Consider the following 23,632-nt stretch of genomic DNA (forward strand, 5'->3'; position numbering starts at 1 on the left):
GGTTCACGGGCCACATCCTGAGCCCGTCTGCTGCAAAAGTACCCGGCGGAGTCACGCCGACCGACCTGAATTTCACACTGTTACCGTGTGCGACGAAGTGTTACGACACGGGTGCTAGACCCGCGAGAGTCGGCTATACGAGGTAGTCGTCGAGCTTGGCGAACATCTCGGGAGTCACGAGCGCACGCACCCGCGTCCCAGCCTCGTCGTACTCCAGCTCGAGCACGCGGTTGCGTTCGTGCAGCTCGGCGACGAGGTCACCTCTGTCGTAGGGCACCACGACGGTGACCTCGCGGTCGGGCGTCGGGATCGCCGCGTCGATGCGCGCCTGGAGCTCGTCGAGCCCCTCGCCGGTGCGCGCGGAGACGAACACCCCGTCCGGGACGAGCCCGTGAAGCAGCATGCGCCGCGACTCGTCGATGAGGTCCGCCTTGTTGAAGGCCACGACCTCCGGGATGCCCTGCGCCTCGACCTCCGCAACCACGTCGCGGACGGTCGCGAGCTGCGCCTCGGGGTCAGGGTGCGAGGCGTCGACGACGTGCAAGATCACGTCGGACTCCCCCACCTCTTCGAACGTCGACCGGAACGCCTCAACGAGCTGGTGCGGGAGGTTGCGCACGAAGCCGACGGTGTCGACGTACGTGAAGTCGCGGCCGTCCTGCGTCTCAGCGTGCCGCACCGCGGTATCAAGCGTCGCGAACAGCTGGTTCTGCACGAGCTCCTGCGTCCCGGTGAGGCGGTTCAGCAGGCTCGACTTGCCGGCGTTGGTATACCCGGCAATCGCGACCGAGGGCACCTCGCCACGCTTCCGGTTCGCGCGCTTCGCCGCTCGGGCGGGCGCGAAGCCGGCGATCTGCTTACGCAGCCGCGCCATACGGGTGTTGATGCGTCGCCGGTCGAGCTCGATCTTCGTCTCACCGGGGCCGCGGGATCCCATACCCGCGCCTGCCGCGCCCACCTGGCCGCCAGCCTGACGCGACATCGACTCGCCCCAGCCGCGCAGTCGCGGAAGCAGGTATTCGAGCTGGGCGAGCTCGACCTGCGCCTTACCCTCCCGGCTCTTCGCATGCTGGCTAAAGATGTCGAGGATGACCGTGGTGCGGTCGATCACCTTCGCGTTCACGACGTCCTCGAGTGCACGTCGCTGGCTCGGGCCGAGCTCGTCATCCGCGATGACGGTGTCGGCGCCGAGGGCGCGCACGAGCTCGGCGAGCTCCTGCGCTTTGCCCTTGCCGAAGTACGTGGCCGGGTCGGGGTTCACGCGCCGCTGCAGGACGCCGTCGAGCACCGTGGCGCCAGCGGTCTCTGCGAGCGCCGCGAGCTCGCGGAGCGAGTTCTCTGCCTCCTCGAGCGCGTCCTGTGCCGAATGCCCGCGGCCCGAGTTGTAGATGCCGATGAGCACGACGTTCTCGAGTCGCAGCTGCCGGTACTCGACCTCGGTCACGTCCTCGAGCTCGGTCGAGAGCCCTGCGACGCGAGTCAGAGAGGCGCGGTCCTCGCGCTCCATCTGGATCCCGTGATCATCATCGTCAAGCGTGTCATGGTCGGCGCTGCCGAGCGCCTGCGCGTCAGAGAGGTCGCGGATCACCGACGCGCCGGCACCGGCGGCACGCCGAAGCACCCGCTCGAGCGGGTCGGTGACCCCTTCGGCAGCCTGTGCGGCGCGGTCCTCGTCGTTCTCGCGCTGCGCTGCGTCGGTCACGGGTGCTGTGGTCTTATCGTTCGTGAAATCACTCATGTGGCTCCCAAGTGTACGTCGATCTTGGCTTCCCGGCATGGATGTTCGCTTCGGGCACGTGGAGCACTCACAGGCTGGGATACTTGTGAGCGTGAATCAGCACTATTTCTCAGAGGCGCCGGCCGGCGAGTTCACGCCGCGCGAGATCCAGGTTGAGCTCGCGGGCGCCACGCGTTCCGTGCTCACCGCCGGCGGGGTGTTCAGCCCCGAGCACCTCGACCAGGGCACGGCGACACTGCTCGCGGCCCTCCCGGACCTCACGGAGCTCGACATCGTTCGTGCCCCCGCCGACGAGGCCCCGGTGGACGGCTCCGCCGGCGCGATCCTTGACGTGGGCTGCGGGTGGGGACCGATCGCGCTCGCGGCCGCGCTCGATCACCGCGACCGCGAGGTGTGGGCAATCGACGTGAACGAGCGGTCCCGGGAGCTCACGCGGCGCAACGCCGAGCGGCTGGGCCTCACCAATGTCAGGGTCGCGGCCCCCGAAGACGTTCCCGCGGATCTCGCGTTCGCGGAGATCCGTTCGAACCCGCCGATCCGGGTCGGCAAAGAGGTGTTGCACGGCATTCTCGAGCAGTGGCTGCCCCGCCTCATTCCGGGCGGCGCGGCCTACCTCGTCGTGGCGAAGCACCTCGGTGCCGATTCGCTCCAGAAGTGGATCGCGACGACGTTCGACGACCTCGAGGTCGACCGCGCGGCCCGCAAGAAGGGGTTCCACGTGCTGCGGGCGGTGCGCGACTAGCGACCGGCGGGCGCGCGAGCAGCAGCGACAGCGGCAGCGGCAGCGGCAGCGGCAGCGGCAGCGGCAGCAGCAGCAGCAGCAGCAGCAGCAGCAGCGACGCTAGGGCAGCTCGACGGTGCCGCTGTAGACGAGCTCAGCGGGACCCGAGAGCGAGACGTGCTCCCCTTCTTCGGTCGCAAACATGCGGACGGCGAGCTTGCCGCCCGGGACCTCTACGCTCCAGCTGTTCGGCATCTGCTCCCCGCCCCAGTGACGGAACGCGAGCGCCGCCGCAGCCGCGCCCGTGCCGCACGAGAGCGTCTCGCCGACGCCGCGTTCGAAGACGCGCATGCGAATGTGCGCGACACCATTCTTGAGAAGCGGTTCGGCGGGCACGACGAACTCGACGTTCGCGCCGTCGGCCGGAGCCGGCTCGAGCGCGGGCTCCGAGACGAGCTTCAGCCCGTCAAGCTCCGCATCGTCAGCGAGCACCGTCACCACGTGCGGGTTTCCGACGTCAATGCCGAGCCCCGGACGCGGCACGGCGAGGCCCGTCGCCGCAACGAGGCGCTCGGGGGCGAGCCGCCACCGGCCAAGGTCGACGGTGTAGCCCGATGCGCCGATGAGGACGTCGCGCACCCCCGCGCGGGTACCAAGCGGAAGGGTGTCGCTCCCCTCCGGCGCGACGAGCCCCTCAGCGATGAGGTAGTGCGTGTAGACACGCACACCGTTGCCGCACATCTCTGCGACAGTGCCGTCCGCGTTCCAGTAATCCATGAACCATTCGGCCTCGGGCTCCACCGCCAGGATGTCGGCGCCCTCGGGGATCGCGCGCGAGCGCACGGCGCGGATGACGCCGTCCGCGCCGATCCCGAACCTGCGGTCGCAGAGAAAGCGGATGCGCTCGGGTGTGAGGTCGATCTCGCCGTCGGGATCCGTGAAGAGCACGAAGTCGTTCCCAGTTCCGTGGCCCTTGGTGAAGGTGAGTGCGGTCATGTGTGACTCCTTAGGGCGTTCGCTCGGGCGTTGGTATTTACGCTACCGCATCACGGTTCCGCTCCTCGGTCGGCCTTGTCCGGCTTCGGCTCCTGGGAGTCGTACCGGGCGTCGAAACGCTAGCGCAGCGGGTCCGCGCTGAGGGCGCCGGCAACGAAGCTATCGAGATCACTCAGGTTCTGCCCAGCGGTCTGATCGATCCAGGTTGTGTGCGGGTAGCGCTTGAACCAGCTCACCTGCCTGCGCGCGTAGCGCCGGGTGAGGGCCTGAGTCTCGGAGATCGCGTCGCGCTCGCTCATGTCACCCGAGAGCTGCGCGAGCGCCTGCGCGTAGCCGATCGCGCGGCTCGCGGTCTTGCCCTCGGCGATCCCCCTGGGAAGCAGTCCGCGAACCTCCTCGAGCATGCCGCTCGCCCACATCCCCTGCACTCGCGCGTCGAGGCGCTCGGTCAGCACACCGAGTTCGCACGCGATCCCGAGGATATGCGTAGCGCCGTGGTCGGTACCGGCGCGCCACTGCACGGGATCGCTCGGCAACGTCACCGTCGCGTCGCCCCCGAGCAGCGCAACCTCGAGCGCGCGAATGACGCGCCTCGGGTTTCGGCGGTCGACGGCGTCGGCGACGTCTGGGGCGAGCTCGCGGAGCCGGGCCACGAGGGGCTCGACGCCGGCGGACTCGTACTCCGCTTCGAGGGCGGCCCTGGTCCCCGAGTCGCGGGGCGGGAACTGGAAATCGAAGATCACGCTCGAGACGTACAGCCCGGAACCGCCGACCAGGATCGCGTCTCCCCCACCACTGAGGATCGCGCCGATGACCGCCCTCGCGTCGGGCTGGTAGCGGGCGACCGTTGCCTCTTCGCTGGGCTCAAACACATCAAACAGGTGATGCGGGATTCCCCGGCGCTCGGCGACGGGGAGCTTCGCGGTGCCGATGTCCATGCCGCGGTAGAGCTGCATGGCGTCGGAGTTCACGATCTGCGCGGGAACGCCACGCGCCGCCGTCAGCCGTTCAGCGAGGTCAAGCGCCGCCGCGGACTTCCCGGTGCCTGTCGCTCCGACGATCGCCCAGAGCGCGCCCACCTCAGTTTCCGATGCGGAGCGTCGGCAACCCGAGGTTGACCGCTCGCCCGGCCCCCTGGGCGGCACCCGACGGGGCGGGGACGCCGCAGCTATCGGCCTGCCGGCGGTCCCACGCGTCGCCGGCGCGCGTCCGGCGCACGGAGAACCCGACGGTCTCGTCGGCGATGATGAAGTGCGGCGCGGCCGCGGTCACCGTCGTCGTCACCATGTCGCCTGGGCGCGGCTCGTCGGCGCCCTCGGGAACCACGAAGTGCACCAGCCGGTTGTCGGCCGCGCGACCGGACATGCGCCGCGTCGAGCCGTCCTTCCGGCCCTCGTTCGCCGACACCAGCACCTCGACGGTCTGCCCGATCTGGGCCTGGTTCTCCTCGAGCGAGAGCCGCTCCTGCAGCGCCTGGAGGCGCTCGTAGCGTTCCTGCACGACCGCCTTCGGGATCTGGTCGGGCATCGTGGCCGCTGGCGTGCCTGGCCGAATCGAGTACTGGAATGTGAATGCGCTCGAGAAGCGGGACTGCTCGACCACGCGAAGCGTGTCCTCGAAGTCCTCGTCGGTCTCGCCGGGGAATCCGACAATGATGTCGGTCGTAATCGCCGCGTTCGGGATCCGCTCACGGACTGAGTCGAGAATCCCGAGGAACCGCTTCGACCGGTACGAGCGGCGCATCGCCTTAAGCACGCTGTCCGAGCCGGACTGCAGCGGCATGTGCAGGGACGGCATGACGTTGGGCGTCTCGGCCATCGCCGCGATCACGTCGTCCGTGAAGGCCGCGGGGTGGGGGCTCGTGAACCGAACCCGTTCGAGGCCCTCGATGTCGCCCATCGCCCGGAGCAGCTTGCCGAACGCCTGCCGGTCGCCGAACTCTACCCCGTAGGTGTTCACGTTCTGGCCGAGCAGCGTGACCTCGATCGCCCCGTCGTCGACGAGCGCCTGCACCTCGGCGAGGATGTCGCCGGGGCGCCTGTCCTTCTCCTTGCCACGGAGCGACGGGACGATGCAGAACGTGCAGGTGTTGTTGCACCCAACCGAGATTGACACCCAACCGCTCGAGGCGGAGTCACGCTTCGTCGGCAACGTCGACGGGAAAACCTCGAGCGACTCGAGGATCTCGACCTGCGCCTCGGAGTTGTGCCTGGCGCGTTCGAGAAGCGTCGGCAGGGATCCCATGTTGTGGGTACCGAAGACGACGTCGACCCACGGCGCCTTCTCGACGATCTCGCCCTGATCCTTCTGCGCGAGGCAGCCGCCAACGGCGATCTGCATGCCCTCGCGCTCCCGCTTCACGCCGGCGAGCATCCCGAGGTTGCCGTACAGCTTGTTTGCCGCGTTCTCCCGGACCGCGCACGTGTTGATGACAACCACGTCGGCGTCGTCGGCGTTGTCGGCCGCAACGTACCCGGCGGCCTCAAGCGAGCCAGACATCCGCTCGGAGTCGTGCACGTTCATCTGGCACCCGAGGGTGCGCACCGTGTAGCTTCGGGCCGTCCCGTCGGGGCGGACCGCTGCTGGTGACGACTCGATCTTCACTGCTTCGACGGTAGGCATGGCACCGATTCTACCCGCGCAGACCACCGCGCAAGAATTCGGCGGACTACTGGAACCTAACGGAGCCGCGGCCGCCACCGGCGCCGCGCGCGACCCCGTCAAGGGCGTCCTTCGCGGCGCGCGTCGCGCGCTCCCCCGACCAGCCGCGGCGGGCGAGAAAGCCGAGCAGCCGACGCTCAGCGGTCTGGCGGTCGAGCCCGGCCATGCGCCGCGCGCGGTCGCTCGCGGTCTGCCGGAGCAGCTCCAGCTCCTCGTCGTCATCAAGCTCCGACAGGGCGCTTTCGATCGCCGCGTCAGGAAGGTGGCGTTCACGAAGCTTCTGCCGAATGCGAGCCTTGCTCTCCCCCTTCGCCTCACGGAGCTTCGTCGCGACCGCGGTCGCGAGGTCCGCGTCGTCGAGGTACAGCGAGTCGACGCACGTCGCGACCGCCTCCTCGGCGTCGATCTCCGGGTGCCCCGCCGCCACGAGGGCGCGCTGGAGCTCCCCAGTAGAGAGCGGCTTGCGCGCGAGCAGCTTCACGGCCGACTCGTAGGCGCTAGGGCCCGCTTCGTCGTCCTCGGCGACCCGCGACAGGACCGCCCCGGCGCCCTGCGCGACGGGCGTCGAGTCAGCCGACTCATCAGCCCGCGGGCCGCCAGCCGAGTCTCGGTCGTCAGCGGACTCGTGACCTGTGCCGGCGTCGGCCGCAGCAGGCTCCGGTCGTCGGAGCCTGCTGCGGAACTCGATCACCTCGGCGAGGTCGCCCCGGTCCTCCCGCTGCGGCTGCGGCCGCTCCTCGGGAGGAGGAAGAAACCGGACAGCCATTGTTAGGCGCTCGCAGCGAGCTGCTCGCCTGTGCCGTCGGCCGCCTTCGTCTCGGGAGCCGGGGCCTCTTCCTCGGTGCGTCCGTTCACGCCGAGCTTCGTGAGGATCTTCTCCTCGATCTCAAGCGCGGTGTCGGGGTTCGCAATGAGGAAGCGGCGGGCGTTCTCCATGCCCTGCCCAAGCTGATCGCCGTCGTACGTGTACCAGGCGCCGCTCTTCTTCACGAGGCCGTGCTCAACGCCGTAGTCGATGAGCGACCCCTCGCGGGAGATGCCGGTGCCGTAGAGGATGTCGAACTCGGCCTGCTTGAAGGGCGGGGCCATCTTGTTCTTGACGACCTTCACGCGAGTGCGGTTACCCACCGCGTCCTGGCCGTCCTTCAGGGTCTGGATGCGGCGGATGTCGAGGCGTACCGACGCGTAGAACTTCAGCGCCTTACCACCGGAGGTGGTCTCCGGGCTGCCGAAGAAGACGCCGATCTTCTCGCGAAGCTGGTTAATGAAGATCGCGGTCGTCTTCGTCGAGTTCAGGCTGCCGGTGATCTTGCGGAGCGCCTGCGACATCAGTCGAGCCTGCAGACCGACGTGGCTGTCGCCCATGTCGCCATCGATCTCGGCCTTCGGCACGAGCGCGGCGACCGAGTCAACGACGACGAGATCGACAGAACCGGAGCGGATCAGCATGTCCGCGATCTCAAGCGCCTGCTCGCCGGTATCGGGCTGCGCGACGAGGAGGGCGTCGATGTCGACGCCAAGCTTCTGGGCATAGTCGGGGTCAAGCGCGTGCTCCGCGTCAATGAAGGCGGCGATGCCACCCGCGCGCTGCGCGTTCGCGATGGCGTGCAACGTCAGCGTCGTCTTACCCGAGGACTCCGGGCCATAGATCTCGATGATGCGGCCGCGCGGCAGTCCGCCAATGCCGAGTGCGACGTCCAGTGCGACCGAGCCGGTGGGGATGACCTCAACCGCCTGGCGCTCCTGGCTGCCCATGCGCATGATCGCGCCCTTGCCAAACTGGCGGTCAATGAGGGCGAGGGCCGACTCGAGTGCCTTTTCGCGATCTTTTGCTGCTGCCATGATGACTTCCTTCGTATTCGCGCGGACGATCCCGCTGAGTTACTGCCTACCGACTGTCACGGCACCGGGGCGGTGCTGACAAGGCTGGGTAATTCCCTATCTCAGACCCTAGATCGGGCCTCCGACATTGGGTGTCGGAGGCGCCGATCCACGGAGTCTGTGGATCAGTTCACTACCTGTGGACGAAGATAACACTCTTCGAACACATCTTCGAATACGGCGCAACGGCGTGTCGCGCAACAGCGTAATTATTCTTGCGGGTCGGCGAGCCCGCGACCGTGCCGCCTGGAGATGGGGACGTCAAACTCGACGCACAGCGCTTCCCAGACCACCCGCGGCTCAACGCCCCGCTCGAGCGCCTCGTCGGGGGTGGACCCGAGCGCGGCGAGCCAATAATCGCGCAGCAGCACGCCGGAGTGGGCCTCCCCAAACTCCTCGGCGACGGCTGCGCGAAAGGCGCGGTGACGCATACCCTACTAGCGGGAGACGAGTTCCGAGCCGTAGCCGGAGACCAGCTCGACGGGAACGGTGTCCGGGACACGGCTCTGCATCGGCAGCGAGAGCCCCTCGACGATCGCGAGCCGCTCGCTCACCTCGCCAAGGATGACCGACAGCGGAGTATCCAGGGCATCGGCCACGGCGGCGAGAATCTCGCTCGACGCCTCCTTCTGCCCACGCTCCACCTCACTGAGGTAGCCGAGTGCGACGCTTGCGTCACCCGCAACCTGCCGGAGCGTGCGCCCCTTCTGCAGACGGAAGTCGCGAAGCACATCACCAATTTCTTGACGTACTAGCAGCATGTGCAACCTCCTCGAATCTGCACGACCCCACGGCCGTGCATGTAACTTTACCCGGCAAATGCCGATTCGGCACTTGCCGTCACGTGTTGTGACACTGGGAACAACCAAGAGACTACCTGTTCTATTCCCGAGATTCCCTGAACCTGAGTCGACCCAACTCAGGTTTTGAGGAATTCTCAGGTTGTTCCCTGAAAACCCAGAGAAACGCTAGCCGATCGACCGGAGGTGGTCGAGGAGCAGAGTGAGCGCCGCCACCACCGTCGCCTCGCGGATCTCGTCGCGGGTCTCGCCGGCGGCCGACACCTGTTCGGCCTGCTCCCCGGCCACGGTGCTGAGCGCGAGCCACACGGTGCCAGCGGGCTGGCCGGACTGGGGATCGGCGGCCGGACCCGCGACTCCCGTCGTCGCGATCCCGATCGCCGCGGGCACGCGTGCGGCCGGACCGTCGCCCGCAGCAACCGCGCACACCGTTCGCACCCCGGCAGCCATCTGCGACGCGACCTCGGGATCGACGGGGCCGCGGTCGCGAAGGAGCGTCTCGTCGACGCCGAGGATCGTCGCCTTCAGCTGGGTGTCGTACGCCACGACGCCCCCGCTGAACGCGTTCGACGCTCCCGGCACCGCCACGAGCGCGGCAGCCAGCAGCCCACCAGTGAGCGACTCCGCCGTCGCGATGCGCACGCCCGCCCGCGTCGCCCGTGCGACGACCTCCTGGGCGAGTGCGAATGTCTCAGGCATTCCTCGCGGCCGCTCCCCTGCCGCGCACGTACGCGACGACGTAGTCGATGCCGCTCACCACGGTGAGGGTCACCGCGATCGACATCGTGACAATGTTTACCCAGGTGAAGACCGTGCCAGCGGCGCCTTCGAGGTGAGCCAGCGGCGTGAGCGCGAGCGCAATCGCGACGGACTGGGCGACAGTCTTGACCTTACCCATCCAGGCCGCCGCGACAACCACATCGCTCACGATCATCAGGCGGTGAATGGTGACACCGATCTCGCGGACGAGGACGACGACCACCACCCACCAGGGCAGCTCGGCCAGGATCGCGAGCCCGACCAGCGCGGCGCCGGTGAGCGCCTTGTCCGCGATCGGATCGAGCAGCTTCCCGAGGTCGGTGATGAGGCCGCGCGAGCGGGCGAGGTAGCCGTCAAGCGCGTCGGTCGCGATCGCAATCACGAAGAATGCCGCGGCGCCCCAGCGCATGGCGACGTTGTCGCCGGAGGCAAGCAATAGCCACAGGAAGAACGGCGTCGCAACGATCCGCGCAGCGGTGATGACGTTGGGCGCGTTCCAGTTGCTCGGCTTCACGCCGTCAGCCTGCTGAGTGCTCATGCGCCCACTCTACCGGGGAGTGCCGTGACCGCCCCGGGAAGCGGCGCCGGGGCGGCGGGTGAATCCGCGCGCACCAGCACGAGCCCTAGTCGCGACCCGTGAGCTGCCAGGCGTCTTCCGAGCCCTCGTCGTCGTCGCTGTCCCCATAGTCGTAGGCGTCCGGCGCGGCCGATTCACGCTGCGCGAGCGGGTCGTCGTAGCGCCTGTCGGCCTCGTACCCGCCGCCGCTCGCCGGCACGATGACGTCCGTGACGGCGTCGCCCGCGGCTGGAGCGGCCGGCGGCGGGGCCACCGGGCTCTGGGCCGGCTGGGGCGCGGGCGGCGCGAAGCTCGGAGCGGCGCCACCGCCCTGAATGCGGGCAAGCACCTCGGCGAGCTGCTCGGGGGCGACGAGCACGTCGCGCGCCTTCGAGCCCTCGGACGGCCCAACAATATCGCGGGACTCCATGAGGTCCATGAGCCTGCCGGCCTTCGCGAAGCCCACCCGGAGCTTGCGCTGCAGCATCGACGTCGACCCGAACTGGGAGGTCACAACGAGCTCGATCGCCGCCACGAGCACCTCGAGGTCGTCACCGATATCAGCGTCGATCTCCTTCTTCTCGGCGGCCTGCGCGACGTCGGCCCGGTACTCGGGCGTCGCCTGCTCCTTCACGTGCTTGACGACTCGCGCGATCTCGGCCTCGTCAACCCACGCACCCTGCACGCGCATCGGGCTTGACTCGCCATTCAGCAGCAGCAGGCCGTCGCCCTGCCCGATGAGGCGCTCGGCGCCGACCTCGTCGAGGATGACTCGCGAGTCGGTGCCCGAGGCGACGGCGAACGCGTACCGGCTCGGCACGTTCGACTTAATGACGCCGGTCACGACGTTGACGGAGGGTCGCTGCGTTGCGAGCACGAGATGGATGCCCGCCGCACGCGCGAGCTGAGTGATGCGCTGGATCGAATCCTCAACATCGCGCGGCGCGACGAGCATGAGGTCGGCGAGCTCGTCGACGACGACCAGAAGATACGGGTAGGGCTTCAACTGGCGCTGGCTGCCCTCGGGGAGCACGATCGTTCCCTCGCGCACAGCGGCGTTGAAGTCGTCGATGTGCCTGAACCCGAACGACGCGAGGTCGTCGTAGCGCATGTCCATTTCCTTCACGACCCACTGCAGCGCCTCCGCAGCCTTCTTCGGCGCGGTGATGATGGGGGTGATGAGGTGCGGCACGCCCTGATACACCGTGAGCTCGACGCGTTTCGGGTCGACAAGCACCATGCGCACTTCTGATGGCGTCGCGCGCATGAGGAGGCTCGTGATCATCGAGTTGATGAAGCTCGACTTACCCGAGCCCGTCGCGCCCGCGACGAGCAGGTGGGGCATCTTCGCGAGGTTCGCGAGCACGAACTCGCCCTTCACGTCCTTGCCGACGCCAATCGTCATTGGGTGCGTGTTGCGCTGCGCCTTGGTCGACCGCAGCACGTCACCGAGGGCGACGTTCTCGCGATCCTTATTGGGGATCTCGATGCCGATCGCGCTCTTGCCCGGGATCGGGGAGAGAATGCGCACTTCGTTCGAGGCGACGGCGTACGACAGGTTGCGCGACAGCGCGGTCACCTTCTCGACCTTCACGCCGGGGCCGAGCTCGACCTCGTACTGGGTGACCGTCGGGCCGCGCGAAAAGCCGGTAACGACCGCGTCGACCTTGAACTCCTCGAAGACCCGGGCGACCGCGGCCATGATCTGCTCGTTCGCCTCGCTGTGCGTCTTCGGCGGCGCGCCCGCGGACAGGAGCGCCTGCTCGGGCAGCGCGTAGTCGGCGTTGGCCGTGGGGTCGTGCGGTGGCGCGACCGCGAACTCGCGACTCGCGGCCGCGGGCTCAGGGGTCTCGATCGGGTCGGCGAAGCTGTCGAACGAGTCGTCGCCGAGCCCCGAGCCGCGGCCCGTCCGGCTCGCGGCCTGATCGACGCCCTCGAGGCCAGCGAACACGCCGGCGTCGAAGACGTCCGTTGGCGCCTCGTCGGCGAGCGCCGACTCGAACGCGCCGACCTGCTCGGCCTCGCTCGGAGCGAGCACCTCCTCGATCGCTGACGGATCGGGCAGGTAGTTCGGATCCTCTTCGCGGCCCGTCGCGTTCCGTCGCCACCACGGCAGCTGGTCGCCGGACTCATCGGAGTGGTCGAACAGCTCGCCGGTCGTGTCGGACGTCTTGCCTGACTTCTTCGGCTTCTTCTCGGCAGGCTCCGCCTCGCGCTCGGCTGGTGCGGGCGCGCCAAAGAGGTAGGCGTAGCCCTCGCGAATGCGCGAGCCGATCTTGCTCGGCGGGGTCTTCGTGATGATGAGCAGCGAGAACGCGAGCAGCAGGCTGAGCACGGGAACGGCAACCCATACGGTCGCGAGGTTCAGCGGCGCCCCGATGAGCCACCCGAGCAGCCCGCCAGCCTCGGCGAGCCCTGGCATTCCGTCGCGCGGCTTCGGCGTACCGCCGAGCACGTGCGCGAGGCCGGAGGCGCTGGCGAGCGCGAGAAACAGCCCGATCGCGATCCGCCGGTTGTCGTTCACCGTCGACGGGTTGTTGAAGAGCCACAGCGCGAAGCCGCCCATGATGATGGGCAGGCCGAACGCGATCCGTCCGAACAGCGCGCCAAACGTCCAGGTGTCGAGCTGCGTGGCGACGGTGTTGCCGATGAGGAACCATTCGATGACCGCGCCGACGACCGCGAGGAGTACGAGCAGCATGGGGAAGCCGTCACGCCTCGCCTCGGGCTCGAGCGGCTCGGACCGGAACGCGCGCGCCCCGGCGCCCACCGCGTTCGCAAGGCCGCCCCAGGCGCGGACGATGAAGCCCTCCCGCTCGGGCTCGGCCATGATGACTTTTGTCGTCGCCGAAGTGCGGGTGCTCCCCCGCGAGGATCCGGTGCGAGTCTGGGCACCCTTCGAACGGGAGCTCTGCGACGCGGTGGATCGCGTAGAGCCCCCGCCTGACGAAGCGTTTTTGGCCATGTGAATACGGTACAAGCCGCCGCTGACAATGGCGGTACGGGCCGCGGCGAGCCCCGAGACTCGTCAGTGCGCGCCGCGGCGGCGAGTTTCGCTGGTTAGAGGCCGACGCCCCGCGCCGACATGAACGGCCGCGGGTTCTGCGGAACGCCGCCCACCTTCGTCTCGAAGTGCAGGTGCGGCCCGGTCGAATTGCCTGTGCTGCCGACGTAACCGATGATCTGCCCCGCGCCAACGGACTGGCCGTAGCCGACCGACGGCGTGAACTGCATGTGCCCGTACAGCGTGGACACGCCGCCGCCGTGGTTGATCTCGGCCATGTTGCCGTAGCTGTACTCGCCGGCCCAGCCGGAGAACGACACGGTTCCAGCGGCCGCCGCGCGGATCGGTGTGCCCTGGCCGATCGCCATGTCCATGCCGGTGTGGCCGTAGTAGCCCCACCACTCGGTCGAGATCCAGTAGCCGCCCGCGAGCGGGTTCACCCAGCCGGACGGGGTCACGGTGCCGCCGCCGGTGTTCCCACCGCCGGAGTTGCCGCCGCCACCGCCGCCGGAGTTGCCGCCGCCGGTGTTTCCACCGCCGCCACCGCCGCCGTTGTTCGCGGCCTGCTCCGCAGCGATGCGCTCGGCTTCGAGGCGGGCTGCCTCGCGCCGCTGCTCCTCGAGGATGCGCTGGCGCTCCTGTTCCTCGAGCACGAGTCGCTCCTCGTAGCCCTTGGTCGTCGAAGTCGTCTTGTCCTCGAGCGCGGCGAGCTGCTGCTGCAGCACCTTCTGCTGCTGCTCCTGCTCGATCTGCTCGGTGCGGGCCGCGTCTGCGATCTCGGCGGCGCGCTGCTGGTTCGCCTCCGCTTCCTTCGCGAGCTTGTCGCGTTCCTCGCGGGCCGAATCGGCCTGCTCACTGAGCGTCTGGGCCGAGTTCATCGCGCGCTCGGCGTTCTGCCAAATGTTCGTGTTGCGCTCGGTCGCCTTCTCGGTCTGCGCGAGGCGGTCGAGCAGCGCATCAGCGGTGCTGCCGTCGGACTCGAGGAAGAGGCTGAGGTTGCGGTCGACGCCGCCCGAACGGTAGATCTGCGAGACGAGGGCAGCCGCCTGCTCCGAGGCCTGCTGCGCTTCCGCCTCGCTCGCCTTCGCCTGCGTGTCGAGCGCCTCGACGCGCGCCTGCGCGTCACGCAGCTGGCTCGCCGCCTGGTCGAACTTCACCGACGCGGCCTCGGACTCGGCGCGGGTGCGCTCGACTTCCTTCTGCACCTTGACGAGCAGATCCTTGATCTCGCTGACCTTCGCGGAGGCAGCGGCCTCGTTCTGCTTCGCCTTCTCGACGTCCTGCCAGGTGGGCAGGTCGGAGACGATAGCGACAGCGGGCGATACCGGCCCGATCCCGACGCCGGTCACCAGCAGTGCGCCGATCGCGGCGGCCCCGATCGCGAAACCAGCCTTCGTGCGCAGCCATGACTGTGGCTTACTCGTCATCGTGAGATCTCGCTCCCTTTCGGTTCGGTGGTGCAACCGGTCTGGCGGAAACAACCATCCACCGTAACTTACCAGTTGAAGTTCAAGGTCGCCAGATTCGCGCCCCTGGCGACGTCACGAGCCGGCTACCGCTTGAGCACCCGGCGGAGCACGGCGTGCGCCTCGGGCGACTTCAGGAGGAGCAGCACGCCAAAGTATGCGACGCCCATGATGCCGGTGACGACGAGCGCCTCGACGATCGCGCGAACGATCGCGACGCCGCCCTCGCTCGCAGGCAACAGGTTCGCGAGGAGCGCGAGCACGAGAATACCGAGCACCGCGGCTGGGATCGCGGCGAGGATGTTCTTCGTGCCGCTCGCCGCGAGGTCGCGCCCGCCCATGCCGCCGACCTTGCGGCGCAGCAGCCAGAACGCGACAATCGCTTGCAGGATCGTCGTGCCCGACCAAATGAGCGCGTAGGCGAAACCGAGCAGCGCCTTGTCGATCACCAGGCCAACGGGAACCGTCAACACGATGAGCAGCACGAGCTGGCCCGACATGAAGAAGAACGGGGTGCGTGCGTCGGAGAGCGCATAGAAGGCGCGCTGAATGACGAACATCATGCTGTAGGCCGCGAGCCCGAGCGAGTACGCGCGCAGCAGGTCGGCGAAGCTGTCGACCTGATCGGCGCTCGCGCCGAAGAGCATCACGCGGCTCACGTACCCCGCGCAGATGAACAGCGCGACGCTCGCGAAGATCATGAGCAGCAGCACCTGGCGAGCCGCGCTCGAGAACGTGTCGCGATAGTTCGCGAGCTGACCGCTCTGGCCGTGCTCGGCCAGCTGTGTGAAGTATGCCGTCATGAGCGAGACGGCGATGACCGAGTGCGGGAGCATGAACACGAGCCAGGCGTTGTTCATCGCGAGGAGCGACGGCCCCTCCCCCGACGCCGAGTTCACGATATTGCTCGTCACGATGCCGCCGAGCTGCAGCACCGTCACCGAGGCGAGGCCCCAGCCGGCGAGCCGCCCGGTCTGGCCAAGCCCAACGCCGCGCCAGCGGAAGTCGGGCTTGAAGCTCAGTCCCGCCTTGCGCCACGGCACGATCAGGATCAGCGCCTGCGCGACAACGCCAAGCGTCGCACTGCCGGCGAGCACTCCGATCGCCCCGGGGCTCCAGTCGGTGACCGCGCGGTTGCCGTCGGGGTCGGCGCCGAACATCACGATGAAGAGGATCGTGCCGATGATCGCGATAACGTTCGCGAGCGCTGGCGACCACGTGAACGGGCCGAAGATCTTCTTTGCGTTGAGCACTTCGCCGAGCATCGTGTACCAGCCGTAGAACACGATCTGCGGGAGGCACCAGTACGCGAATGCGATCGCGAGCGCGCGCTGCTCCGGCTCCCACGCCATGGTGAACAGCCACACGACCGACGGCGCGGCGATCATCACGATGGTCGTGATCGCGAGCAGCGCGACCGAGACGAGCGTGAGGACCTTGTTGATGTAGGCCCGACCGCCGTCTGCGCCCTGCGCGGCCTTGACGATCTGCGGGACGAGCACCGCGTTCAACATGCCGCCCGCGAGCGCCATGTAGATCGTGTTCGGGAGCTGGTTGCCGTTCGCGAACGCGTCGCCCGAAAGGGTGAGCGTGTTGCCAATCGCATACACGAGCAGCATGGTCTTCGCGAACCCGAGGATTCGCGAGACCATGGTGCCCGACGCCATGATTGCGCTCGCGCGCTGGAGCGCGGATGCCATTAGTAGAAAACGTCCCCTCGGGTCGCGAGCGTGAATCGGCGTGCGATTCGGTCGCCCACGGTGTTCCAGATCTTGACCTTGGCTGCGCTCAGCGGAAGATCGAGCGTGCCGACGTAGTCGGTCACGTTCTTCGACAGCCGCAGCTTGTACTGGCCGACGCCGTAGAGCCGGTGGCTCTTGTCGTCGAGCCTGTCGCTCGGCGGGGTGCCAATGAGGTCGTGGCGCGTCGCGCCCTGCTCCTTGCCCCACCTGATGATCTCAAGCTGCATCCGGTACATCGCACCGGTCGGCAGCTTGGCCTTCGCCGAGGCGCCGTCTTTGTACCCGCTCGTCTGACCGAGCGCGGTCGCGAACATGCCCGCAACCGGCGCGTCGCCGTCGTAGCCGAGCACGAGCTGGCCGCGGCCGGCGGCCTGGAAGCCCTGCCAGAAGTCACGGAAGTACTCGTACGGGCGCAGCTCGAACTTCTCCTCGGCGGTGCCGGTGAGCAGGTCGAACATGATCCTGCAGTTCTCCTCGGTGGCCTCGACGCGGCGGACGTCGAAGCCCTCCTTGTCGGCCTTGCGGATCTTGGTGCGCGTGCTCGACGAGAACGCGGCCATGATCGCGTCCTCGTCACCGGAGATGTCGAGGATGATCGTTGAGACGTTCGGCAGCACGTGCGCCGTCGGCACGTAGCCGGCAGCTCGGAGCGTCGCGAATGCCTCGTCGCTCGCGAGCAGACGCGGCTCGACCTTCAGCAGGAAGACGCCCTCGCCGCGCGCGAACTCGGCGAGCGCTGCCCCCCGGTCCACGTACTCGGACGCCGACATGGGGGTGCCAAGCGCATCCACCGAGACGTCGGGGCCGGCCGGGACATACCAGAAGCGGCCGAGTAGCGGGATCTTCTTTTCGAGCACGAGCGTCGCAGGGAACCCGTCGCCCACAATGTAGCGGGCGGTGTAGCGCTGATGGCGCTTGATCTCTGCGTACTCGCGGCTCTGCCAGATCTCGCCGCCGCCCGGGGCGAGCTCGACGAGCTCGTCCCAGCGGCCAACTTCCTCTGCGGTCGCAAAGCGGAGTGAAGCCACCGCTATACCACCACCACGACGGGAACGATCATCGCCTTGCGGCGGAGCTTGGTGCCGACCCAGCGGCCGACCGTGCGACGCACGACCTGCTGCAGCGCGTGCTGGTCCGTGACGCCGTCCTTCATCGCTGCCTCAATGGCGTCGGCGACCTGCGGCTTGATCTTGTCGAAGACGTGGTCGGACTCGGCGACGCCCTTCGCGTGAATCTCCGGGCCGGAGACGATCTGGCCGAGCGTCGTCTCGACGACGGTGATCACCGAGATGAACCCCTCCTCCGCGAGCGTGCGGCGGTCGCGCAGGTCGTCGTCGGTCACCTTGCCGACGCTCTTGCCGTCGACGTAGATGAAGTCGATAGCGAGCTGGCCCACCTCACGCGCGACGCCATCGTGCAGGTCGACGATCGTGCCGTTCTCGGCAATGATCGTGCGGTTCTGCGGCACACCGGTCTCGATGGCGACGCCCGCGTTCGCGATGAGGTGGCGGTACTCGCCGTGGATCGGCATGACGTTCTTCGGGCGCACAATGTTGTAGCAGTACATCAGCTCACCGGCTGAGGCGTGCCCCGACACGTGAACCTTCGCGTTGCCCTTGTGGACGACGTTCGCACCGAGCTTCATGAGGCCGTTGATGATGCGGTAGACCGAGTTCTCGTTGCCGGGGATGAGGCTCGATGCGAGGATCACGGTGTCGCCAGACCCGACCTCGACCTGGTGCTCCTTGTTCACCATCCGGCTGAGCACTGCCATCGGCTCGCCCTGCGAACCGGTGGACATGTAGACGATGCGGTGATCCGGAATGTCGCCGCTCTTCTTGAGATCGACGAGCACGCCCTCGGGGACATCGAGGAACCCGAGATCGGCGGCAATCTTCATGTTGCGGACCATCGAGCGGCCAAGCAGCACGACGCGGCGGCCGTTCTTCGAGGCCGCGTCGAGCACCTGCTGCACGCGGTGCACGTGGCTCGAGAAGCTCGCGACAACAACCTTGCCGCTCGCCTTCTCGATGACGCGCTCCAGGACCGGGCCGATGTCCTTCTCGAGCGCCGTGAATCCCGGGACCTCGGCGTTCGTCGAATCGGTCATGAAGAGGTCAACGCCCTCTTCGCCGAGCCGCGCGAACGCGCGAAGATCGGTGATGCGGCCGTCGAGCGGCAGCTGGTCCATCTTGAAGTCGCCCGTGCCGATGACCATGCCGGCCTCGGTGCGGATCGCGACGGCAAGCGCGTCGGGGATCGAGTGGTTGACCGCGATGAACTCGAGGTCGAACGGTCCGAACTTCACGCGATCGCCCTCGGCCACGAGGTGGCTCTTCGGGCGGATGCGGTGCTCCTTCAGCTTCGCCTCGACGAACGCGAGGGTCAGCTTCGAGCCGACGAGGGGAATATCCTCTCGGCGCTTCAGCAGGTACGGGACGCCGCCGATGTGATCCTCGTGGCCGTGGGTGAGCACGACCGCGACGATGTCCTGCAGGCGGTGCTCGATCTGCGTGATGTCAGGCAGAATGAGGTCGACACCTGGCTGGTGCTCCTCGGGAAAGAGTACGCCGCAGTCCACCACGAGCAACTTGCCGTTGATTTCGTAGACGGTCATGTTGCGGCCGACCTCTCCGAGGCCGCCGAGTGGCGTAATGCGTAGGGTGCCCTTCTTGAGCTTGGGCGGGGCGTAAGGGGGGTTGGGCACTGGGCCTCCTGTTATTAGCGGGTGGTGCCTGCAATCTTGGGCAGAGCACCGCCGGCAGCCGCGTTGCGGTCCGGCCTGAAGTTTGAAAAGTCGACGCCCGGCACGTCGCGAACGAGCGACAGGTCGTCCTCGATGAGCGCGGCCTCCCACTCCTCCGGCCCGACAAGCGGAAGCCGGACTCGCGGGCTTGAGATGCGGCCGAGGCCGTGAAGGATGTACTTTACCGCGACCGTGCCGGGCACGTGCGTCATCGCGGCCCGGACGAGGGGCTCAAGCTGCTGGTGGGCGGCTCGCGCGGTGTGCAGATCGCCCGCGTTGACGGCGTCAACGATCACACGGTAGGGCGCGGCGGCGATGTTCGCGGTCACGCCGATAAGGCCGGTCGCCCCGATCGACAGGTGCGGCAGCACGTTCGGGTCATCGCCCGAGAAGTACATGAGGTCGGTCTGGTTGAGCACCCGGCTGACCTCGCTGAGGTCACCCTTCGCGTCCTTGACGGCGAGGATGTTCGGGTGCTTCGCGAGCCGCAGGATCGTCTCGTACTTGATCGGGATGCCCGCGCGCCCCGGGATGTCGTACAGGATCACGGGAAGGTCGGTCGCGTCCGCCACCATGCGGAAGTGCGTGAGCAGGCCCGCCTGGGTCGGCTTGTTGTAGTACGGGGTGACGATCATCACACCGTCTGCGCCGGCACGCTCGCTCGCCTTGTACATCTCGATCGCGTGCGCGGTCTCGTTCGAGCCACCGCCGGTGATGATCTTCGCTCGTCCGCTGCTGACCGACTTGGCCACCTCGACGAGCTTCAGCTTTTCTGGGTCCGTAAGAGTCGAGGTCTCGCCCGTGGTGCCGGTGACGACGATGCCGTCAGCGCCACTCACGATGCAGTCTTCAATGTGCTGTTCGGTCGCAGCCCAATCAACCTCACCGTCGGAGTCGAAGGGGGTGATGAGAGCGACGAGCACCTGCCCGAAAGGATTCTCTACGTTTGCCACCTCACTAGGCTACCGGATCGGCCAGCGCGATACCGCCAGCATTACTCAAAACTGCACCCCGCACCGCCGCATCCGCCCGCGCGGACGCCGAAACCGGGCGCGGCGAGGCCGGGACCTGTGAGGCGATCCTGATCGCGCTATCGCGCCTGCGCGCGCTCGTAGCGCTCGAACCGGTACCCGAGCCCGTTCGCCGCGACAAGCTGCGCTCCCCCGTCAGCGAGGGCCCAGTCATCGCCGATGTTGGGAGCGAACGTGTCTGCGTCTGGCACGTCCATGTCGATGCGGGTGACCACGAGCTCGTGCGCGAGCGGCATGGCGTCGCGGTACAGCTGGCCGCCGCCCATGATCCAGGCGCGATCGCCGCCCGCGATGCGAATCGCCTCCGCAAGCGTGGTCGCGGTCCGGGCGCCGTCGATGACGAGATCAGGATCGCGCGAGACCACGACATTCTCGCGCCCCGGCAGCGGGCGGAAGCGCTCAGGCAGCGACTCCCACGTACGCCGGCCCATGATGACGGGCGCGCCGAGGGTGACGCGCTTGAAATGGGCGAGATCCTCCGGCAGGTGCCACGGCATCGTGCCGTCGCGGCCGATCGCGCCGCCGCGGGCCTCCGCCCAGATCATGCCGAGCGTCGTCACACCGCCACCGGCGCCTTAATACCGGGGTGATGCTCGTAGCCGACGACCTCGAAGTCTTCGTACTCGTAGTCGAAGATCGAGTCGCGGTCGGCGATCCTCATCTGCGGGTACGGGAACGGGGCGCGCTCAAGCTGCGTCGTCACCTGCTCGACGTGGTTGTCGTAGATATGGCAATCGCCGCCCGTCCACACGAACTCGCCGGGCTCAAGCCCAGTCTGCTTCGCGACCATGAGCGTCAGCAGCGCGTACGAGGCGATGTTGAACGGCACGCCAAGGAACATGTCCGCGGAGCGCTGGTAGAGCTGGCACGAGAGTTTGCCGTCCGCGACGTAGAACTGGAAGAAGGCGTGGCACGGGGCGAGCGCCATGTCGGGGATGTCCGCGACGTTCCAGGCCGACACGATCAGGCGCCGGGAGTCGGGGTTGGTGCGGATCTGCTCGATGATCTCGGAGATCTGGTCGATGTGGCCGCCGCCAGGGGTGGGCCAGGAACGCCACTGCACGCCGTAGACCGGCCCGAGCTCGCCCTCGTCGTCGGCCCACTCGTCCCAGATGCTCACGCCGTTCTCGGTGAGATAGCCGATGTTACTGTCGCCACGGAGGAACCAGAGCAGCTCAATCGCGATCGACTTGAAGTGGACGCGCTTCGTCGTGATGAGCGGGAACGACTCTGACAGGTCGAAGCGGAGCTGCTTGCCGAAGAGGCTGCGGGTGCCCGTGCCGGTGCGATCTGACTTCTGCGTGCCGTGTTCGAGCACTTCCCTGAGTAGGTCCTCGTACGGTGTCGGAATCGCAGCTGCACTCATGCCGTCAATCGTACCGCGCTTGGGTGTGGGGTGCTCTGGGTGTCTGGGTGTCTCGAGCGCAACGTATGGGATCTGCAGAACATCTGCCCACCCCAAAGCCCCAGCGGCATAAGAACTGCACATCCCAGGGATACGGCCGATCCCCTAATCGAGCGCACCGTATGGGATCTGCAAAAGGTCTGCCCACCCCAAAGCCCCGGCGGCATAAGAACTGCAGATCCCAGGAATACGACCGATCCTCTACTCGAGCGCACCGTATGGGATCTGCAGAACATCTGCCCGCACCAAAGCCCCAGCGGCATAGGAACTGCAGATCCCAGGGATACGGACGGGGCTGGGGTGAGGCAGGGCTGAGGCAGGGCTGAGGCAGGGCTGAGGTGAGTCTGGAGTGGACTGAGCTAAGGCTGAGCTGAGGCCGGGCCAGCCCACCGGGCACCCCCGGATACACCACAGGCCCGCGCGAGCGCGGGCCTGTGGAAGGGTCAAACGTTAGCCGTCGAGCCCGTCGTCGAAGAGCTCCATGGCCGACGTGTCGTTCGTCGCATCAGCGGTGCTCAGTACCTGGCCCTTGAAGAAGCGAGGCGAGAAGCGCGACTGGATGATCATGAGCACGACGCCGAGGCCGAGCATCACGATGCCGATGAGCCCGACGAGGCCGATGCCGCCGATGCTGCTGCCGGAGCCGGCCGCCGGGTCAAGGCTGTCGATCGTGGTCTGCACGAACACGACGAGCAGCAGGAGCCCGCCGAGGCCGGGGAGGATCACCTTGGACAGCAGCGAGCCGAAGCCCTCACGCGGCGCCTGCTTGCGGAAGTACCAGGTGCTCGCGAGCGCCGTGATGCCGTAGTAGAAGCAGACCATCATGCCGAGGGCGGTGATGGTATCCCACAGCACGTCCTCGCTGATGAAGCGCATGATCGCGTAGAAGACCGACGCGACGATCGAGGAGAGGAACAGCGCAACGTAGGGCGACTTGTGCTTCGGGTGGATCTTCTTGATCGACGCGGGGATCGCACCGTAGTGCGACATCGCGAGCAGCGTACGCGCCGGCGAGATCGCGGTCGAGTTGATCGATGCCATCGCCGAGACGAGGATCGCGAGCGACAGGAAGATCGCGGCCGGGCCCATCACGGGGTGCGCGAGCGCAGCGAAGACGTTCTCTGCGATGTCGGTGTTGCCGAGGCCCGTGGGGCCGTCGCCAATCCCGGCGTAGGCGACGGTCGCCGCCGCGGTGCCGACGTACATGACGACGAGGATGAGCACGAGGATCATCGCGGCCTTGCTCTCGGTCGAGACGCGGCCCTTCGACTTCTTGGTCTCCTCGCCCATCGTGAGCACGGTGTCCCAGCCCCAGTACACGAAGATCGAGACGGCGATGCCCGCGGCGAATGCGCTGAAGCTCGAGACCTCGAGCGGGTTGAACCACGACAGCTCGGGCATGCGGCCCTCGGTGTTTGCCGGGTCAGCCGCGCCGATGAACATCGCGGTCGCGAACCAGAGCATGACCGCAACCTGGAAGAACACGGTGATGTACTGGAAGATCTTCGTCGAGGTCATGCCGCGGTACGAGATGAAGGTCGCAATCGCCATGAAGCCGAGGCAGACGGCGATGTTGATGAACTTGTTATCCGACAGCAGCGCGATGTCGGGGTTATCAACGATGATCGCGATCGATTGGAACAGGAACTCGACCGCGATGCCGGCGAGGTTCGAGAGCACAAGCACGGTGGCAGCGATGAGGCCCCAGCCGGCCATCCAGCCGATCCAGGGCCCGAATGCGCGTGTCGCCCAGGTGAACGAGGTTCCCGAGTCGGGCATCGCCGTGTTCAGCGCGCGGTAGCCGATCGCCACGAGCAGCATCGGAATGAAGCCCATGAGGAAGATTGCGGGAGTCTGGTAGCCGACCTCGCTCGCGGCGGGGCCGATCGCCGAGGTCAGCGTGTACGCGGGGGCACAGACCGAAAGACCGATGACGAGCGCGCCCATCACACCCACGGTGCCGGATTCGAGACCCTTCTTACTGATACCCGAAACTGAATCGAGTGTTCGGGTAGCCGGGTCGGCGTCGCCGAGGTCGTATTTACTCATCGCGTTCTATCGTCCTCCATCGGATTTCAACGGCCTCGTGCCTTGTGGGCAGGCCATCGTGTACGCGGAAGATTGTA

Annotated in this window: 20 protein-coding genes; 1 reads left to right on the forward strand and 19 read right to left on the reverse strand. The window is 67.5% G+C overall.

Annotated features, from left to right (window positions below; all coding sequences use genetic code 11):
• Positions 1-133 precede the first annotated feature (133 nt).
• Positions 134-1,738 carry a GTPase HflX gene (hflX, locus tag BJ960_RS10655; protein ID WP_185987271.1) on the reverse strand — a complete coding sequence of 535 codons (1,605 nt, stop codon included), beginning with the start codon at positions 1,736-1,738 and terminating at the stop codon, positions 134-136.
• A 91-nt stretch (positions 1,739-1,829) separates the two neighbouring features.
• Here hflX and BJ960_RS10660 point away from each other — a divergent pair, with 91 nt between their 5' ends.
• Positions 1,830-2,480, forward strand: a complete 651-nt coding sequence (locus tag BJ960_RS10660; protein ID WP_307814601.1) for a class I SAM-dependent methyltransferase — start codon at positions 1,830-1,832, stop codon at positions 2,478-2,480.
• Between the two features lie 99 nt (positions 2,481-2,579).
• On the opposite strand, the gene dapF is transcribed toward BJ960_RS10660, so the two are convergent.
• The 18 genes from dapF to BJ960_RS10750 form a co-directional block, all read right to left on the reverse strand.
• On the reverse strand, positions 2,580-3,455 hold the full coding sequence (gene dapF / locus BJ960_RS10665) for a diaminopimelate epimerase (RefSeq protein ID WP_185987273.1): 876 nt from the start codon (positions 3,453-3,455) through the stop codon (positions 2,580-2,582).
• A 119-nt stretch (positions 3,456-3,574) separates the two neighbouring features.
• Positions 3,575-4,534, reverse strand: a complete 960-nt coding sequence (gene miaA, locus BJ960_RS10670) for a tRNA (adenosine(37)-N6)-dimethylallyltransferase MiaA (protein WP_185987274.1) — start codon at positions 4,532-4,534, stop codon at positions 3,575-3,577.
• Position 4,535: 1 nt separating this feature from the next.
• Positions 4,536-6,077 carry a tRNA (N6-isopentenyl adenosine(37)-C2)-methylthiotransferase MiaB gene (gene miaB, locus BJ960_RS10675; RefSeq protein ID WP_185987275.1) on the reverse strand — a complete coding sequence of 514 codons (1,542 nt, stop codon included), beginning with the start codon at positions 6,075-6,077 and terminating at the stop codon, positions 4,536-4,538.
• Positions 6,078-6,123: 46 nt separating this feature from the next.
• Positions 6,124-6,882, reverse strand: coding sequence for a regulatory protein RecX (locus tag BJ960_RS10680; protein WP_185987276.1), 759 nt, complete (start codon positions 6,880-6,882; stop codon positions 6,124-6,126).
• Between the two features lie 2 nt (positions 6,883-6,884).
• Entirely contained in the window at positions 6,885-7,958 is a 1,074-nt protein-coding gene (gene recA, locus BJ960_RS10685) for a recombinase RecA (RefSeq protein WP_121072933.1), read from the reverse strand.
• 248 nt (positions 7,959-8,206) lie between these two features.
• On the reverse strand, positions 8,207-8,428 hold the full coding sequence (locus tag BJ960_RS10690; protein ID WP_121072935.1) for a DUF3046 domain-containing protein: 222 nt from the start codon (positions 8,426-8,428) through the stop codon (positions 8,207-8,209).
• A 6-nt stretch (positions 8,429-8,434) separates the two neighbouring features.
• On the reverse strand, positions 8,435-8,758 hold the full coding sequence (locus tag BJ960_RS10695; protein ID WP_121072937.1) for a helix-turn-helix domain-containing protein: 324 nt from the start codon (positions 8,756-8,758) through the stop codon (positions 8,435-8,437).
• 207 nt (positions 8,759-8,965) lie between these two features.
• Positions 8,966-9,496, reverse strand: coding sequence for a CinA family protein (locus tag BJ960_RS10700; protein WP_185987277.1), 531 nt, complete (start codon positions 9,494-9,496; stop codon positions 8,966-8,968).
• Positions 9,489-10,094, reverse strand: a complete 606-nt coding sequence (gene pgsA, locus BJ960_RS10705) for a CDP-diacylglycerol--glycerol-3-phosphate 3-phosphatidyltransferase (RefSeq protein ID WP_185987278.1) — start codon at positions 10,092-10,094, stop codon at positions 9,489-9,491. The genes BJ960_RS10700 and pgsA overlap by 8 nt, the downstream gene beginning before the upstream one ends.
• A gap of 85 nt (positions 10,095-10,179) precedes the next feature.
• A complete protein-coding gene (locus tag BJ960_RS10710; RefSeq protein WP_185987279.1) occupies positions 10,180-13,077 on the reverse strand; it encodes an FtsK/SpoIIIE family DNA translocase in 2,898 nt (965 codons plus the stop codon).
• 95 nt (positions 13,078-13,172) lie between these two features.
• On the reverse strand, positions 13,173-14,543 hold the full coding sequence (locus tag BJ960_RS10715; protein WP_185987280.1) for a M23 family metallopeptidase: 1,371 nt from the start codon (positions 14,541-14,543) through the stop codon (positions 13,173-13,175).
• Between the two features lie 125 nt (positions 14,544-14,668).
• The gene (gene murJ, locus BJ960_RS10720; protein WP_185987281.1) at positions 14,669-16,282 is read right to left on the reverse strand and encodes a murein biosynthesis integral membrane protein MurJ; all 1,614 of its coding nucleotides are present in this window, start codon (positions 16,280-16,282) and stop codon (positions 14,669-14,671) included.
• Positions 16,282-17,352: a lipid II:glycine glycyltransferase FemX gene (locus tag BJ960_RS16735; protein WP_185987282.1), complete on the reverse strand. Its 1,071-nt coding sequence runs from the start codon at positions 17,350-17,352 to the stop codon at positions 16,282-16,284. The genes murJ and BJ960_RS16735 overlap by 1 nt, the downstream gene beginning before the upstream one ends.
• Before the next feature lie 2 nt (positions 17,353-17,354).
• Positions 17,355-19,031, reverse strand: coding sequence for a ribonuclease J (locus BJ960_RS10730; protein ID WP_121072951.1), 1,677 nt, complete (start codon positions 19,029-19,031; stop codon positions 17,355-17,357).
• 14 nt (positions 19,032-19,045) lie between these two features.
• Entirely contained in the window at positions 19,046-20,023 is a 978-nt protein-coding gene (gene dapA / locus BJ960_RS10735; protein ID WP_121072953.1) for a 4-hydroxy-tetrahydrodipicolinate synthase, read from the reverse strand.
• A gap of 137 nt (positions 20,024-20,160) precedes the next feature.
• Positions 20,161-20,661 (reverse strand): dihydrofolate reductase, encoded by a 501-nt coding sequence (locus tag BJ960_RS10740; RefSeq protein WP_307814600.1) that lies wholly within the window; start codon positions 20,659-20,661, stop codon positions 20,161-20,163.
• The gene (locus BJ960_RS10745; protein WP_185987283.1) at positions 20,658-21,467 is read right to left on the reverse strand and encodes a thymidylate synthase; all 810 of its coding nucleotides are present in this window, start codon (positions 21,465-21,467) and stop codon (positions 20,658-20,660) included. Before BJ960_RS10745 ends, BJ960_RS10740 begins: the two co-directional genes overlap by 4 nt.
• 489 nt (positions 21,468-21,956) lie before the next feature.
• On the reverse strand, positions 21,957-23,555 hold the full coding sequence (locus BJ960_RS10750; RefSeq protein ID WP_185987284.1) for an APC family permease: 1,599 nt from the start codon (positions 23,553-23,555) through the stop codon (positions 21,957-21,959).
• Positions 23,556-23,632 lie beyond the last annotated feature (77 nt).

Origin of the sequence: Leucobacter aridicollis (assembly GCF_013409595.1) — a bacterium.
GTDB classification, from domain to species: domain Bacteria; phylum Actinomycetota; class Actinomycetes; order Actinomycetales; family Microbacteriaceae; genus Leucobacter; species Leucobacter aridicollis.